Origin of the sequence: Pseudomonas sp. LRP2-20, assembly GCF_024349685.1 — a bacterium.
Lineage (GTDB): Bacteria > Pseudomonadota > Gammaproteobacteria > Pseudomonadales > Pseudomonadaceae > Aquipseudomonas.
On sequence record NZ_AP025944.1, the window covers coordinates 3120415 to 3135643 of the forward strand.

Annotated in this window: 11 protein-coding genes and 1 pseudogene; 6 read left to right on the forward strand and 6 right to left on the reverse strand. The window is 65.3% G+C overall.

Going from position 1 to position 15229, the window contains the following annotated elements; all coding sequences use genetic code 11:
- The first annotated feature begins 118 nt into the window (after positions 1 to 118).
- The 3 genes from OCX61_RS13880 to OCX61_RS13890 all read left to right on the forward strand — a co-directional run bounded on the left by OCX61_RS13880 (position 119) and on the right by OCX61_RS13890 (position 4949).
- Complete coding sequence (locus tag OCX61_RS13880; RefSeq protein ID WP_261940001.1) at positions 119 to 1105, forward strand: SCO family protein; 987 nt, start codon at positions 119 to 121, stop codon at positions 1103 to 1105.
- Between the two features lie 80 nt (positions 1106 to 1185).
- On the forward strand, positions 1186 to 3510 hold the full coding sequence (locus tag OCX61_RS13885) for a putative bifunctional diguanylate cyclase/phosphodiesterase (RefSeq protein WP_261940002.1): 2325 nt from the start codon (positions 1186 to 1188) through the stop codon (positions 3508 to 3510).
- A gap of 473 nt (positions 3511 to 3983) precedes the next feature.
- Complete coding sequence (locus tag OCX61_RS13890) at positions 3984 to 4949, forward strand: site-specific integrase (RefSeq protein WP_261940003.1); 966 nt, start codon at positions 3984 to 3986, stop codon at positions 4947 to 4949.
- Here the strand turns inward: OCX61_RS13890 and OCX61_RS27215 are convergent.
- From OCX61_RS27215 to OCX61_RS13900, 3 genes and pseudogenes are all read right to left on the reverse strand, one after another.
- Positions 4928 to 5060 (reverse strand): annotated as a pseudogene (locus tag OCX61_RS27215) (SMP-30/gluconolactonase/LRE family protein); the annotation flags it as partial. The gene OCX61_RS13890 and the pseudogene OCX61_RS27215 sit on opposite strands and share 22 nt — an antisense overlap.
- Positions 5061 to 5091: 31 nt before the next feature.
- Positions 5092 to 6234: a glycerate kinase gene (locus tag OCX61_RS13895; protein ID WP_261940004.1), complete on the reverse strand. Its 1143-nt coding sequence runs from the start codon at positions 6232 to 6234 to the stop codon at positions 5092 to 5094.
- Between the two features lie 112 nt (positions 6235 to 6346).
- Positions 6347 to 7444: a sugar diacid recognition domain-containing protein gene (locus tag OCX61_RS13900; protein WP_261940005.1), complete on the reverse strand. Its 1098-nt coding sequence runs from the start codon at positions 7442 to 7444 to the stop codon at positions 6347 to 6349.
- Between the two features lie 163 nt (positions 7445 to 7607).
- On the opposite strand from OCX61_RS13900, the gene OCX61_RS13905 reads away from it, so the two are divergent.
- From OCX61_RS13905 to OCX61_RS13915, 3 genes are all read left to right on the forward strand, one after another.
- Positions 7608 to 8936, forward strand: coding sequence for an MFS transporter (locus OCX61_RS13905; RefSeq protein ID WP_261940006.1), 1329 nt, complete (start codon positions 7608 to 7610; stop codon positions 8934 to 8936).
- A gap of 389 nt (positions 8937 to 9325) precedes the next feature.
- A complete protein-coding gene (locus tag OCX61_RS13910; protein WP_261940007.1) occupies positions 9326 to 10846 on the forward strand; it encodes an FAD-dependent oxidoreductase in 1521 nt (506 codons plus the stop codon).
- A gap of 80 nt (positions 10847 to 10926) precedes the next feature.
- On the forward strand, positions 10927 to 11937 hold the full coding sequence (locus OCX61_RS13915; RefSeq protein ID WP_261940008.1) for an aldo/keto reductase: 1011 nt from the start codon (positions 10927 to 10929) through the stop codon (positions 11935 to 11937).
- Between the two features lie 84 nt (positions 11938 to 12021).
- Here the strand turns inward: OCX61_RS13915 and OCX61_RS13920 are convergent, their stop codons facing one another.
- The 3 genes from OCX61_RS13920 to OCX61_RS13930 all read right to left on the reverse strand — a co-directional run bounded on the left by OCX61_RS13920 (position 12022) and on the right by OCX61_RS13930 (position 15138).
- Positions 12022 to 13002, reverse strand: coding sequence for an LLM class flavin-dependent oxidoreductase (locus tag OCX61_RS13920; protein ID WP_261940009.1), 981 nt, complete (start codon positions 13000 to 13002; stop codon positions 12022 to 12024).
- Positions 13003 to 13101: 99 nt separating this feature from the next.
- Entirely contained in the window at positions 13102 to 14013 is a 912-nt protein-coding gene (locus tag OCX61_RS13925) for a LysR family transcriptional regulator (RefSeq protein ID WP_261940010.1), read from the reverse strand.
- A gap of 69 nt (positions 14014 to 14082) precedes the next feature.
- On the reverse strand, positions 14083 to 15138 hold the full coding sequence (locus OCX61_RS13930) for a metal-dependent hydrolase (RefSeq protein ID WP_261940011.1): 1056 nt from the start codon (positions 15136 to 15138) through the stop codon (positions 14083 to 14085).
- Positions 15139 to 15229: the final 91 nt, after the last annotated feature.

Below are 15229 nucleotides of genomic sequence, written 5' to 3' on the forward strand. Positions count from 1 at the left end.
ATCGCCGGCAAGCCGGCTCCCACAGGTAGCGAGCACAGTGATGTGAAATGCCTGTGGGAGCCCGGCTTGGCGACGATAAGGCGGTCAACCACCACACAAGAAAACAGAGGATCGCATCATGGCCCTGTCATGGCGTGTTCTGCTTGCCCTCACCCTGTTCGCCGCCGGTACCCACTACTGGCCAATCAATCCAGCCCAATCCGCCCCCTCGGCCGTGGCGGCTACACCGTGGGGCGCCAGCTACTTCCCCAACACCCCGCTGGTGACCCAGGACGGCAAGAAGGTGCGTTTCTTCGACGACCTGATCAAGGACAAGGTGGTGGCAATCAACTTCATCTTCACCGGCTGCACCGACTCCTGCCCGGTGGAAACCGCCCGCCTGCGCCAGGTGCAGAAAATCCTCGGTGACCGGGTCGGCAAGGACATCTTCCTCTACTCCATCAGCATCGACCCCTACAACGACACCCCCGCCACCCTCAAGCGCTACGCCGAAAAGTTCGGCATCGGCCCCGGCTGGACCCTGCTCACCGGCGAACCCGACGATATCGAACAACTGCGCCGGCGCCTGGGCCTGTATATCGAAGGCCTGGAAAACGGCCGCTCCAAGGACCACAACCTGAGCCTGATCATCGGCAACCAGGCCACGGGCCGCTGGATGAAGGCCTCGCCCTTCGAAAGCCCGTACATCCTCGCCGACCGCCTGGGCAACAGCCTGCACAACTGGAAACAGGCCAGCGCCATGACCAACGACTACGCCAATGCCCCGCAAATCCGCCCGCCCAGCAGCGGCGAACAGATCTTCCGCACCCGCTGCTCTTCCTGCCACACCGTGGGTAACACCGAACCCGGCCAACCCGGTATCGGCCCCGACCTGCTCGGTGTGACCCAGCAACGCGACCCCAGCTGGCTGATACGCTGGCTGAAGGAACCGGACCAGATGCTGGCCGAGAAGGAACCGCTGGCCACCCTGCTCTACGAACAGTACAACCGCCTGGCCATGCCCAACATGCGCCTGGGCGATACCGAGATCACCGCGCTGATCACCTACCTGCAGGAAGAGACCACGCGCATACAGGCGCCCTTGGCTGATCGGGGGAAACCATAAAGGCATTTAGCCATCGGTCATGAGGCAGTCATCTTTCTGTCGTATTTTTCGACCATCACCCAGGGTCGGGAATACCAGCAGTGATCCGCCGCTCTCTCTCCTCCGCAAGCCTCCTGCGCTTGTTGATCCTGATGCTCTGCGCAGCCACCCTGACCTTCCTCTGGGGGCTGCACTTCAGCCAGAAGGCCGCCGCGCGCCAGGCTGCACTGGCAGCCAAGGCGGCCGAGCATCTGAACCTGGCCAGTATCGTTGCCGAGAACCTGCGCCAGCTGGTCGACCGCGCCCAGGCCGTGGGCCGGGTGACCCAGGACGACATGAAGACGCTGCGCCAGGGCAACCTGAGCCTGGCCAGGCTGCTGGCCGAGGACCCGGTGTTCAAACGCATGAGCCTTTACGACCGCCAGGGTCGGCTGCTTTCCGCCAGCCACAGCGATGAAGCCGCGGCACTGCCGAGCGACTGGCTGAAGCAATTGCAGGTGCATGTCGCCCACTACGGTTTCAAACCCTTCCTGGCGCAGGTCCCCCCAGGCACCTCAACGCCAACCCTGCCCAACTGGCTGCCATTTCTGCTGCCGTTGACCGACCTGCCGGGCCGGCAGATCGACAACATGCTCGTGGTGCAGCTCGACATCGGCTACCTGGCGGTGCTGTTCCAGCACATCGACCTGGGTGACAGCGGCGTGATGCGCCTGGTCCAGGACGATGGCCAGGAGCACCTGCGCATCGATACCCGCGGCGTGGTGGTGACAGGCGAGCGCTTCGAACCGGACCTGGCAGATGCCGACGATGCGGCCGGGCAATTGACCCAGTACGCTGCCGGCGTGCCTTACCAGAGCCTGTACCGGCGGGTGCCCGAGCGTGGCTTCAGCGTGGTGGTCAGCCAGCGCTATGACGAGATTCTCGCCCCTTCCGCGCTGGCCTATTCGCGCCAGTTCTGGCTGAACCTGAGCATGACCCTGATGATCCTCGCCAGCCTGGCCTGGACCTTGCGCCTGCTACGCAAACGCCAAGAGGCGTTCAGCGCTCTGGAGCAAGCGCAACAGGTCAACCAGCAATTGATCGGCCGCCTGGAAGACGAACACCGGCGCAGCAGCCACGCCGCCGCCACCGACCACCTCAGCGGCCTGCACAACCGCCGCCAGTTCGTCGCAGTCGCCGGGCAGGCGCTGACCCGGCAGCGCGGCAAGCGCCGCTTGATGGCAATCCTGTTCATCGACATGGACCGTTTCAAATCGATCAACGACTCGCTCGGGCACAAGATCGGCGACCTGCTGCTGCAGGCAGTGGCCGGGCGCATCCAGCGCCTGCTCGAACCTGGCGACGAGGCTTCGCGCTTTGGCGGCGACGAGTTCGTCGTGCTGCTGGCGGGCGAGCGCAGCGAACAACAGATCAATAGCTGGGTGCGTATGCTGGTACAGAAACTTTCAGCCACCTATGCCCTCGACGGCCAGGAGGTCAACACCAGCCCCAGTGTCGGGGTCAGCATCTGCCCGCGCGATGGCCAGGACATCGACAGCCTGATCCGCTGCGCCGATGCCGCCATGTACTCGGCAAAGCAGGCCGGTCGGGCCCAGTACCGTTTCTTCGACCCTTCGCTCAACCTTTCCGATATCCAGGCCTTCACCCTCGAACAAGCCTTTGGCACGGCCCTGACCGAGCGCCAGTTCGTGCTGCACTACCAGCCGCAGATCCGCCTGGATAGCCACCGTGTAATGGGCTATGAAGCCTTGGTACGGTGGGCCCACCCTGAATTCGGTCTGCTGTACCCGGACCGTTTCATCGGTCTGGCCGAACGCAGCGGTTTCATCATCGAGCTGGGTTGGGAGGTATTGCGCCTGGCCTGCGAAGAATTGGCCCGCTGGGGCGCTCAGGGCCGTGAAGCGCGCCTGGCCGTGAACGTTTCGGCCATGCAGTTGCGCCAGGCCGACTTCAGCAGCCGCCTGCTGGCCAAACTGCAGCGGTACGGCATCAACCCGCAACGCCTGGAACTGGAGATCACCGAAACCACCATCCTCGACCCGGAAGGCACCGCCGTCGACCACCTGCAGTGCTTGCGTGAAGCCGGTCTGGGCATCAGCCTGGACGACTTCGGCCGCGGCTACGCTGGCTTCGCCCACCTGCACTCGCTGCCGCTGAGCAAGCTGAAGATCGACCGCTCGTTGATCGCACCGCTGTCGAACAGCCACGATGACAGCCCGATCGTCTCTTCGACCATCATCCTGGCCAAGCGCCTGGGCCTGGAAGTGGTGGCCGAAGGCGTCGAGACCCGCGAGCAGGTGGTGTGCCTGAAGCTCGCCGGCTGCGATATCGCCCAGGGCTATCACTTCAGCCGGCCGCTGTCACCGGCGCAGCTGCGTGACTACCCGCCGTTCAACGGTATCGAGGAAAAGCCATGCGTGCTGTGAAGCGCCTGGCCGCACAATTGATGGATGCCTCATTGCCCAACTGATCCCGGGGCATCCTGCCCCGGCCTGTTCGCGGCTGAAGCCGCACACGATTGTCGCCAGCTTCCAGGCGTGCGCCGTACTTGTGGGAGCCGCGCTTGCCGGCGATGGGCCGCGAAGCGGCCCCAACATTCTTGCGTTTGACATGGGTCGATAGCGATCACTTATATACCGGGGCCGCTTCGCGGCCCATCGCCGGCAAGCGCGGCTCCCACATCGCGCCAGCTTTTGCAATCAAACGAGACCGTTGCTCCCACAAGGACCTCCTTTACCTTGAGCGGCATGCGGTACCTGGGTGCCCCCAAGGGTTGGATTGCTGTGCAACTTCTTGGGGGCAGTCCGTCCCTGTTGGAGCGGCTTCAGCCGCGAAGAGGCCGGGACAGGCAAAGCCACTTAGGGGTATGGTGTCGGCATCAGCAACTGGCACCACCACCATGACCGACATCGAGCGCTACGTCCGCGCCGCCACCCGTGACAACACCCGGCGCAGCTACCAGGCCGCGATCGAACACTTCGAGACCCATTGGGGCGGCTTCCTGCCGGCCACCGCCGACAGCATCGCCCGTTACCTGGCCGACCACGCCGAACAGCACGCGGTCAGCACCTTGCGCCAGCGCCTGGCAGCACTTAGCCAGTGGCACATCAGCCAAGGCTTCCCCGACCCGACCAAGGCGCCGCTGGTGCGCCAGGTGCTGCGCGGCATCCGCACCCTGCACCCGACGCCTCCCAGGCAGGCCGCACCCTTGTTGCTGCAACACCTGCAAACGGCCGTCGAACATTTCGAAGCAGAAGCCACCCAGGCCCAGCAGTGCCATGACCTGCAGAGCCTGCGTCGCGCCCGGCGCGACACCGCCCTGCTGTTGCTGGGCTTCTGGCGCGGCTTTCGCGGTGATGAACTGGCGCGCCTGCGGGTGGAGCACATCCAGGCCGAAGCCGGCGTCGGCATCACCCTGTTCCTGCCGCGCAGCAAGGGCGACCGCGAAGCACTTGGCGTGCAGCACCGCACCCCGGCGCTGAAAACGCTGTGCCCGGTCAATGCCTATCTGCAATGGATCGAGGTGGCGGGCATCGCCCACGGCCCGGTCTTTCGCAAGCTCGACCGTTGGGGCAACCTCAGCGACACGCCGCTCAACAGCAACAGCCTGATCGGCCTGCTGCGGCGCATGCTGGCACGTGCCGGCATACCTGCCGCCCTCTACACCGGTCATTCCCTGCGCCGCGGCTTCGCCACCTGGGCAACGGCCAATGGCTGGGAACTGAAGGCGATGATGAGCTACGTGGGCTGGAAGGACGCCAAGTCGGCACTGCGCTACATCGATGCCACCCAACGCTTTGGCGAACTGGCCGTGCTACCCGGCACTGATGAACGGGTCATGCGCGGTACCGGCATCACCACCTGATCGGTCAGGTGGCCATGACGGTCGTGATACAGAAGACAGCTGACATTGAACTGGCAGATCCAGTGCAATGCCGACCGCTTGCCCCAGTTCCGCTGGCGTCACGGCGAACAGCAGACGCCTGATGCAGAAGGGTTGCAGCCTCTCAGCGATGCTGCCTGGCGCTGTGCCAGACACGGGCGATATCGCCGGCACGGGCCTGCAAAAGCTGCGCGGCATCCGCGCACGCCTGTTCCAGGGTCATCGGCCCGTTGGCCAGGGCAAAGGCTGCGTCGATACCGTGGGCATACAGCTGTTGGTAACCTTCGCCCAAGGTCCCGGCCAGTACCACCACCGGCACCCCGTGACGCTTGGCCACCCGGGCGACACCCATGGGGGTCTTGCCGCGCAGGGTCTGGGCGTCGAAGCGCCCTTCACCGGTAATCACCAGGTCGGCACCTTGCACCAGCGCGTCCAGGCCGGCCAGCTCGGCGACCACCTCCACGCCTGGGCGGAAGCGCGCGCCCATGAAGGCCTTGGCGGCAAAGCCCATGCCCCCCGCAGCACCACAACCCGGGAAGTCGCGCACGTCTTCACCCAGCAATTGCGCACAATGGTCGGCAAAATGGCCAAGGGCCTGGTCCAGCGCCTGCACTTGCTCGGGGTTGGCGCCCTTCTGCGGGCCGAAGATCGCCGAGGCGCCATTGGCGCCACACAGCGGGTTGTCGACATCGGCCGCCACTTCGACCTGCACCTCGGCCAGGCGCGGGTCCAGGTCACTGGCGTCGATGCGGGCCAGCCGGGCCAGGGCCAGGCCACCCTCCTCCAGCGCTTGCCCATCGGCGTCCAGCAAGCGCAGGCCCAAGGCGCGCAGCATGCCGCTGCCGCCGTCGTTGGTGGCACTGCCGCCAATGGCCAGGACAATACGCTGCGCCCCGGCCGCCAGCGCGGCGGCAATCAGCTCACCGGTGCCCCAGGTGCTGCTGCGGCAGGCATCGCGCTGGCCGCTGGGTACCAGCTGGATACCGCTGGCCTGGGCCATCTCGATGACCGCGGTGCGGCTCTCTGCCAGCCAGCCCCAACCGGCTTCCACCTGCTGCCCCAGCGGCCCGCGTACGGCCAGCCGGCGCAGTTCGCCATGGCTGGCCGCCACGATCGCTTGCATGGTGCCTTCGCCACCATCGGCCATCGGGCACTCGACCAGTTCGGCAGCGGGCAACGCCTCGCTCAGGCCAAGGGCGATGGCGCGGGCGACACCGGCAGCGTCGAGGCTGTCCTTGAACGAGTCGGGGGCGATGACGATTTTCATGGGGATTCTCCTGTCCTGATGACTGGCATGCTGACAGCTGACTGGCGCGGCGACCTCGGTCGGATGCACAAAAGGCCAGCGCCGTTGTTTGGGCAAATGCCTTTGCCCGCGTTCAATCGGCCGGCAGCAGTTGCAGCCCCAGGTACAGGCTCAGCATGCCCTCCAGGCGCAGCGGGTCTACTTCGCCCAGTTCGGCGATGCGCTCCAGGCGGTAGCGCAGGCTGTTGCGGTGGATGCCCAGGGCATCGGCACAGGCCTGGCTCTGGCCATCGTGCGCGCACCAGGCGCGTAGCGTGGCCAGCAACTGGCCGCTGGCATCCCGGGAGCGAATGCGCTGCAGCGGCTCCAGCAGTTCGTCCAGCGCATCTTCGTTGCGATGGCGCCAGAGCAAGGCCGGCAAGCGGTAGCGGCCAAGGCTCAGCAGTTGTTCTTTCGGCAGTACCTCACGGCCGTAGGCCAGCAAGTCACGCACCCGTCGGTAACCCCGGCGCAATTGCTCCACGCTCTGCGCCGGGTTGCCCAGCGCCAGGCGTTCGACCTCCCAGCCGTGGCGCTGCAGGCGTTCGATCAGGCGGGCTTCATCCAGCACCAGCCCCGCCGGCCGGCACCACAGCAGCGACTCGCGCGATGGGCTCACGCACCAGCTTTCCGGGTAGCGGCTCATCAACCAGGACGACAGCGTTTCGGCAGGCGGCCCGGATTGCAGCTCGAACAGGCATGGCACCCGAGGCAGCTGAGGTTTCAGGCCCAATTGCTGCGCCTCGTCCAACAGCCGTGGCGAATCACCGCTGCCGCCGAGCAACAACGCCAGCAAGTCGTCGCACCGCTGGCGCCGCCACTGCTGCTCGACCTGCAGGTGCCGTTGCGCCAGGAGCATCTCGGCAGTCATGCGCACCAGTTCGCCGTAGGTACGCAGTTGCTGCGGGTCGCCGGTCAGGCCGAGCACGCCGATCAGGCGCCCATCGAGCATCAACGGCAGGTTGACCCCAGGCTGCACGCCCTTGAGGCACTTGGCCGCGTCGACATCCAGTTCGACCACCCGTCCGTTGGCCAGCACCAGCTGCGCACCCTCATGGCGGGTGTTGATGCGCTCCGGTTCGCCACTGCCGAGGATCAGCCCCTGGCTGTCCATGACGTTGACGTTGCAGGGCAGAATGGCCATTGCCCGATCGACGATATCCTGCGCCAGATCATGGTCCAGTTCGAACATTCAGCGGTCCTTAATCGTGTCAGCTTTTGTACAGCGGCACAGCGCCCTGCACGATACGCTGTGCAAAAGCACAAAGACAGGCGCGTCGCACTCCCCGAGACTCGTCAGGGCGAGCGCCGGCACAGGCGACGCGGCGACAACCATAACAACAGAGACCACGATCATGGCACACAGCCCTGCCCCTGACCAAGGCACCGATATCACCCGCAACGCGCTGTACCGGCGCATCACCCTGCGGCTGATTCCGTTCATTTTCATCTGCTACCTGTTCAACTACCTGGACCGCGTCAACGTCGGCTTCGCCAAGCTGCAGATGCTCGATGCACTGAAGTTCAGCGAAACCGTGTATGGCCTCGGCGCCGGCATCTTCTTCATCGGCTACGTGCTCTGCGGCCTGCCGAGCAACCTGGCCCTCAACCGCTTCGGCCCGCGGCGCTGGATTGCGGCGATGATGATCGCCTGGGGCAGCCTGTCGACCTGCTTGCTGTTCGTCACCACCCCCGCCGAGTTCTACGGCCTGCGCCTGCTGACCGGCGCCGCCGAAGCTGGCTTCTTCCCGGGCGTGGTGCTGTACCTCTCACGCTGGTTCCCGGCTGACCGCCGTGGCCGCATCATGGCCCTGTTCATGTCGGCGATCCCGGTGTCGGGCCTGCTCGGCGGGCCGTTCTCCGGCTGGATCCTCGAACACTTCGCCGCTGGCCAGCATGGCTTGGCCGGCTGGCAGTGGATGTTCCTGATCCAGGGCCTGCCGACCGTGGCCCTCGGCGTGCTGGCCATCAAGCTGCTCAGCGATGGCTACCAGAAAGCCGCCTGGCTGAGCCCGGCCGAACGCCAGCTGATTGCCGCCGACCTCGAAGCCGACGCCGCCAGCAAGCCGAACACCACCGGCGACAGCGTGCTGGCCGTGCTGACCAACCCGCTGATCTGGACCTTCGGCTTCGTCTACTTCTGCATCCAGAGCGGCGTGTACGCGATCAACTTCTGGCTGCCGTCGATCATCAAGAACATGGGCTTCGACAACCCGTTGCTGATCGGCTGGCTGAGCGCCATTCCGTACCTGCTGGCCGGCGTGTTCATGATCCTCTGCGGCCGCTCGGCAGACCTGCGCAACGAGCGCCGCTGGCACCTTGTAGTGCCGATGCTGATGGGCGCCATCGGCCTGCTCATCGCGGTCAACTTCGCCGGCAACCCGAGCATCGCCATCCTCGGCCTGTCGATCGCCACCATGGGCGCCCTCACCGGCCTGCCGATGTTCTGGCCGATGCCGACTGCGCTGCTCAGCGCCAGTGCGGCGGTGGCGGGCCTGGCGATCATCAACTCGGTGGGCCAGATGGCCGGTTTCCTCAGCCCGTACCTGGTCGGCTTCATCAAGGACCAGACCGGCTCGACCGATGCTGCGCTGTATTCGCTGGCGGCGTTGATCGTGCTCGGTAGCCTGGTGGCCCTGCGGGTTACCCGGGCCGGTGCACTGACGGCAGCGCGCAGCCAGTGAGGTTGTTGGTGGGTTCGCCGGGAGGTTTGCAGCGCCCATGAGATCGAGCGCCGCCCGCGCGGCGCATCGCGAGCTTTGCTCGCTCCTACGTTTGTTTCGGGCCAGTAATGCCTGTGACAGGCGCGCGCGACCGCCTTGTTGGTACGACACGATATCGAGTCATGCTCCAAGGCGTCCGCGCGCAAATCCCACAGGATAAACTGGCCCGAAACAAACGTAGGAGCGAGCAAAGCTCGCGATGCGCCGCGCGGGCGGCGCTCGATCTCTCAGGCGCTGCAGATCCCGAGGCGAACACAAGGACACCGGTCGTCAGATCAACGCATCCACCTCCCACCGCCGGCGTCAAATGGTGCAAAGCTCTTTGCAGATGGCCCCTTTGGAGATGCCCCATGACCCAGCACGCCGTGGCCCGCCTCGAACAGCTCGATCCCAAGCGCCCCTTGCGCGTCCAGGCCGGCAACGAAGAAATGATCCTCGTCCGCCAGGGCGATCAGGTCCATGCCTACCAGGGCAACTGCCCGCACGAAGGCGCGCCGCTGGAAGAAGGCATGATCTGCGGCGGCCTGCTGGTCTGCCCCTGGCACAAGGCCGCGTTTGCCGTCGATGAAGGTGCGGTGTGCGAGCCCCCGGCGCTGACCGACCTGCGCCGGTACCGCGCGTGGGTCAAGGACGGTGAAGTGTGGGTCGATGACCAGCCGTTGCCGAAGAACGAGCCACCTCGACACAGCGACGCCCGCACCTTCGTGGTGATCGGTGCCGGTGCCGCCGGCTCGGCAGCGGTTGCCACGCTGCTCGACCACGGCTTTGGCGGGCACCTGATCTGGCTCGACCAGGAGCGGCAGCCGGCATACGACCGCACGGCCTTGAGCAAATTCGTCATCGCCGGGGAGATGGCACCTGACGAAGTATCAGCATTGCTGGAGCCCGATCAACTGCGCAAAGGTCATCTGGATCGACGCTTGGGCAAGGTACGCGTGCTGGATGCGAAAAAGCGCCAGATCACCCTCGCCGACGGCCAGCACATCGACTATGACGCCGCCCTGCTGGCCACGGGCGGTAAACCGCTGCGTCCGGCACTGCCTGGGGTGGACCTGCCTGGCATCATGACCTTGCGCTCACGCGAGGATGCCGCTCGCCTGCTCGATGCCGCCGAACCTGGCCAGCCGGTGGTGATCGTCGGCGACGGTTTCATCGGCCTGGAAGCCGCCTCGGCTCTGCGCAAGTACGGCGCACAGGTGCATGTGGTCACCCGTCACGAAGTACCGTTGGCCAAACAGCTCGGTGAGCGTATCGGTCGCTGCATTCGCGAACTGCATGAACGCAAGGGCGTGGTCTTTCATGGCCCGACCGAGGTCGAACGCTTCCTGGGCGAAGACAAGGTCGAGGCCGTGCAACTGGCCAATGGCGAAAAACTGCTCGCAGGGCTGGTGCTGCTGGGCACCGGGGTCAAGCCCGCCACTGCCTTCGTGCAGGGCGTGCCGTTGGCCAAGGATCAGTCATTGCCGGTCGATGCCGAACTGCATGCCGCTGAGGGTCTATGGGCTGCCGGCGACATCGCCACCTTCCCCCATGCAGGCCGGCCGGTACGCATCGAGCACTGGCGGCTGGCCCAGCAGCATGGGGTGATCGCAGCGGCCAACATGTTGGGTGAACAACGCCGCTACAACGATGTGCCGTTCTTCTGGACCTACCAGCACGGGCGCACCTACGAGGTGCTGGGGCATGCCCAGGACTGGAACCGCATCGAGTTCGTCGGGGAACCGGAGAAAGGCGATTTCATTGCCTTGCAGTGTGTCGGGGATCAGGTGGAGGCAGTGGTAGCCAAGGGCTATTCGGATGCCATGGCGACGCTGTCACAACGCATGAAAAGACCTTTGAGCCTGGATCAGGCCCTTGAGCTGATTGGCTGATCCCAACGCCCGCGCGCCCTTTAAAACCCGGCCGGTTATGTGTAAAACAGGCGGATCATTCCCCGCAAAGGACACTCGGCATGCTCTACCGTCCCCTTGGCCACTCCGGCCTGCAAGTCTCCGCGTTGACCCTGGGCAGCATGATGTTCGGCGAGCAGACCAGCACCGAGGACGCGTTGCGGATCATCGACAAGGCCTGGGACCAGGGCATCAACTTCATCGACACCGCCGACGTGTACAACGCCGGCCGCTCCGAAGAGATCGTCGGTGAAGCGGTGGCGCGCCATCGCCAGGACTGGGTGGTCGCCTCCAAGGTCGGCATGGGGCCCACCGATGGCCTGCCCAACCGCAGCGGGCTGTCACGCAAGCACATCTTCAATGGCATCGATGCCACGCTGACACGCATGCACCTGGATTACCTGGACATCTACTACCTGCACCGCGAAGACCACAAGGTGCCGCTGGAAGAAACGGTGCGGGCCATCGGCGACCTGCTGCAGCAGGGCAAGATCCGTTACTGGGGCGTGTCCAACTACCGCGGCTGGCGCATTGCCGAGATCTGCAACATTGCCGAGCGCCTGGGTGTGGCCAAGCCGGTGGTGAGCCAGCCGTTGTACAACATCGTCAATCGCCAGGCCGAGCCGGAGCAGATGACCGCCGCCGCGTATCACGGCCTGGGCGTGGTGCCGTTCAGCCCGCTGGCCCGCGGCGTGCTCAGCGGCAAGTATGCGCCGGGCGCAGAGCCTGAAGCCGGCAGCCGCGCAGCGCGGCAGGACAAGCGCATCATGGAGGTGGAATGGCGCCAGGAATCGCTGGCCATTGCCCGGCAACTGCAGGACTACGTGCAGGCCAAGGGCGTGGGGCTGGTCGAGTTCGCGATTGCCTGGGTGCTCAACAGCCAGTTGGTCAGTTCGGCCATCGTCGGGCCGCGCACCGAGGCGCAGTGGGATACCTATGGCGGGGCGCTGGACGTGAAGATCACGGCGGAAGATGAAGCATTCGTCGATTCGCTGGTGACGCCGGGGCATGCGTCGACGCCGGGGTTCAACGATGTGGCGCATTTTGTCAGCGGTCGGTTGGCTCGTCGCTGAGCGTTCTCCTGCATCGGCCTCTTCATGGGCAAGTCGGAGCGGCGGTTCGGCGCCCCGACTTGCCGGCGAAGAGGCCGGTGAGGTTTAACTCAATTCAGCCAAAGCCCGCGCCGCATAGGCATGCGAGCGCAGCCGCGCGAACGGGTCATGGATCCGGCAATCGATCATCAGCTCATCCGCCCCGGTCTGCTCGATCAACGAACGCAGCCCTTCCCGGACCCGCTCAGGCCCACCGGCAATTGAGCAGGCCATCACCTGCTCCAATACCGCCCGCTCATGCCCAGGCAGGCTCTGCACATACCCTTCCTGCGGCTTGGGCAGCAAGCCGAAGCGCCCGACGTGCAGGTCGAGCATCCACTTGCGGTGCGAGCTGGCCTGGTAATCCGCTTCGGCATCGCTGTCAGCAGCAAACAGGTTCACGCCCACCATCACATACGGCTTGGCCAGTTGCGCGGAAGGCTGGAAGTTCGCCCGATAATGCGCAATCGCCTGCAGCAGGTAACGCGGTGCGAAGTGCGAGGCGAAGGCATACGGCAGCCCCAGCTTCGCTGCCAGGTCGGCGCCGAACAGGCTGGAGCCGAGGATCCACACCGGCACCGCGTGCGCGCCCGGCACACCGCGGACCTGGCGCTTGCCATTGTCGGCCAGATAGTCGCGCAGTTCGGCGATGTCCTGGTTGAAGTCGCGCTCAGGCGCGGCACCACGCAGGGCCCGCACGGTCGGCCCGGAGGTGCCGGGTGCACGCCCCAGGCCGAGGTCGATACGCCCCGGATGCAGGGTGTCGAGGGTGCCGAACTGCTCGGCGACTACCAGCGGTGCATGGTTGGGCAGCATGATGCCGCCAGCACCGACGCGAATGTGCTGCGTGGCATTGGCGATCTCGTTGATCACCAGCGAGGTGGCAGCCGAACCGATGCCGGGCATGTCGTGATGCTCGGCAATCCAGTAGCGGCGGTAATCATGCTGCTCGACGTGGCGAGCCAGCTGGCGGGATTCTTCGATCGCGTCGGCGAAAGTCTTGCCTTCGCCAATCATGACCAGATCCAGTACGGACAAGGCAGTCATGGGGTCTCCACAGGGATTATCAATGACACCAGTGTCTACGCTGCCACGCCAGGGATAAACCCGAAGTCAGGCCCCATATACGGGCCTGGCAGTCCCCAATCAGTGTTCCCAGGGCACGCCTTGCGCCCAAGTCGCCACCAGCAGGTCGATGAACCCACGTACCCGTGGCGACAGGTGCCGCTTGCTCGGGTAGACCACACGGATAGGGTCTGCTGGCGGCCGATAATCGCGTAGCACCTCCACCAGCGTACCGGCCCGCAAGTCGTCGCCAGTGATGTAGGTCGGCAGATGAATCAGGCCGAAGCCGGCCCGCGCGCCATCGAGCATCGCTTCGGAGCTGTCGATGTTGAGCCGCCCGGGCTCTTCGCACAGGTGCAGCCCCTCGGCGGTGTGGAAGCGCCAGGGCATCGACCTTTCACCGGCCAGGAAGGCGATCTTGTCGTGGCCGTACAAATCCGCCGGAACCTGCGGCACGCCGTGCTGGCTCAGGTATGCAGGCGAGGCGCAGGTGACGAACTGCTGCCAGGCGACGGTGCGGGTCAGCAGTTGCGAGTCTTCCTTGGGCGCACCGATACGCACGGCGACGTCGACGCCCTCTTCCACCAGGTCGACAAAACGGTCGGTGAAACGGATGTCGGCACGCAGCTGCGGCCACTGCTTGAGATAGTCATCCAGGATCGGCAGTACATGGCGTTGGCCCAACGAAAGCGGCGCCGTCAGGCGCAGGGTGCCGGTGGGCTTGCCACGGCGCTGGGCCATGGTGCTTTCCACCTCGTCCAGGTCATCGAGGATCTGTCGCCAGCGCTCGAAGGCCACCAGGCCTTCGTCGGTCAGGCTCAGCTTGCGCGTGGTGCGGTTGAGCAGGCGCACCGCCATGCGCGCCTCCAGCCGGGCGATGCTCTTGCCCACCGCCGAACGGGTCAATCCCAGGCTGGCGGCCGCAGCGGTGAAGCTGCCGGCCTTGACGGCACTGACGAAGGCAGCGATGTCGCCGAAGCGGTTGGGTTCCATGGCAGGTTCCTGGGCAAACTGAAGGCCGGCTTAAATGGGATCACTTTGCAGTATTGCAAGGGCATGCGCTCAGCGCTCGCTCCACGAGGCCAACGGCAATGGCGGTTGCTGGTCGAGTATGCGCCGCCAGATCAATGCCAGGTCACCGTTGCTGAACATCGCGCCGACCCCGGAACCGGCCCAACGGCTTGGCGTATCGGCCACCCACTGCCCCTGGCTGTCGCGATGGCCCATGTTGAAACGGAAGGTGTAGTTACCGGGGATGCCCATGCGCAGGTCGGTGACCACCAGTTGATCGCCGACCACGTCATAGCGCAGCCAGCCCCCGGTAAACCAGCGCAGGCGTTCGAGCAAAGGCGCACCGTGCAGGGCATTGCCTGCCTCCAGGTTCAGAGGCAGACGCTGCATTTCCGGTGGTTTGCGGTCAAACGTGCTGCTGATGCCTTCGTAGTAGAAACCCTCCGGGGTCTTGGCCAGTACCCGCCAGACCAGGCTATTGAACGCGATGGGCACGGCGCGCAGCTCGCTTGCCTGGATGCCTTGCTGCTCGAGCGCCAGCTGAAAACGCTGCTCGGCGGCGATGCGCCCGGCCAACCCCAAGCCCAGGTAGGCCGTGCTGAATACCAGAGCCAGGCTCAACACCCGCACAGCCCTGCCCTTCAGCCCTTTGAAGCCGGCATATAGAACCGCCAGCAACAGCGGCAAGGTATAGACGGGATCGATGATGAACACCGCCGCCCAGCTCAGCGGGGTGAACGGCAGCGGCCAGAACAGCTGGGTGCCGTAAACCGTGAATGCATCGAGGATGGGGTGGGTCACCAGCACCAGCCAGAACGCCAGGAACAGCCGGGGCAGCGTGTAGCCCTTGTCGGGCCATCGCCTTCGGGCGAGCCGGTTGACCAGCCACGCCAGCAGCAAGGCCAGCCCGGTGAGGACGAAGATCGAATGGGAGAAGCCGCGATGATAGGTCATCTGCGACACCGGGTCGGCGTAGCGGATGACCACGTCGAGGTCCGGCACGGTGCCCAGTGCCGCGCCGTAGATGAGCGAGCGGCGGCCCTGGATGCGGCCGAGCACCGCACCTTGCAGCGCAGCACCGAGCACGGCTTGGGTGATGGAGTCCAAAGTCAGGCTTCCTCAATGGCAATCGAGGAAACCTAACCCCTGATACCTGGGTGGCGCAATCGCTGCTGTGTGACAACAAATGGCCGGTTAT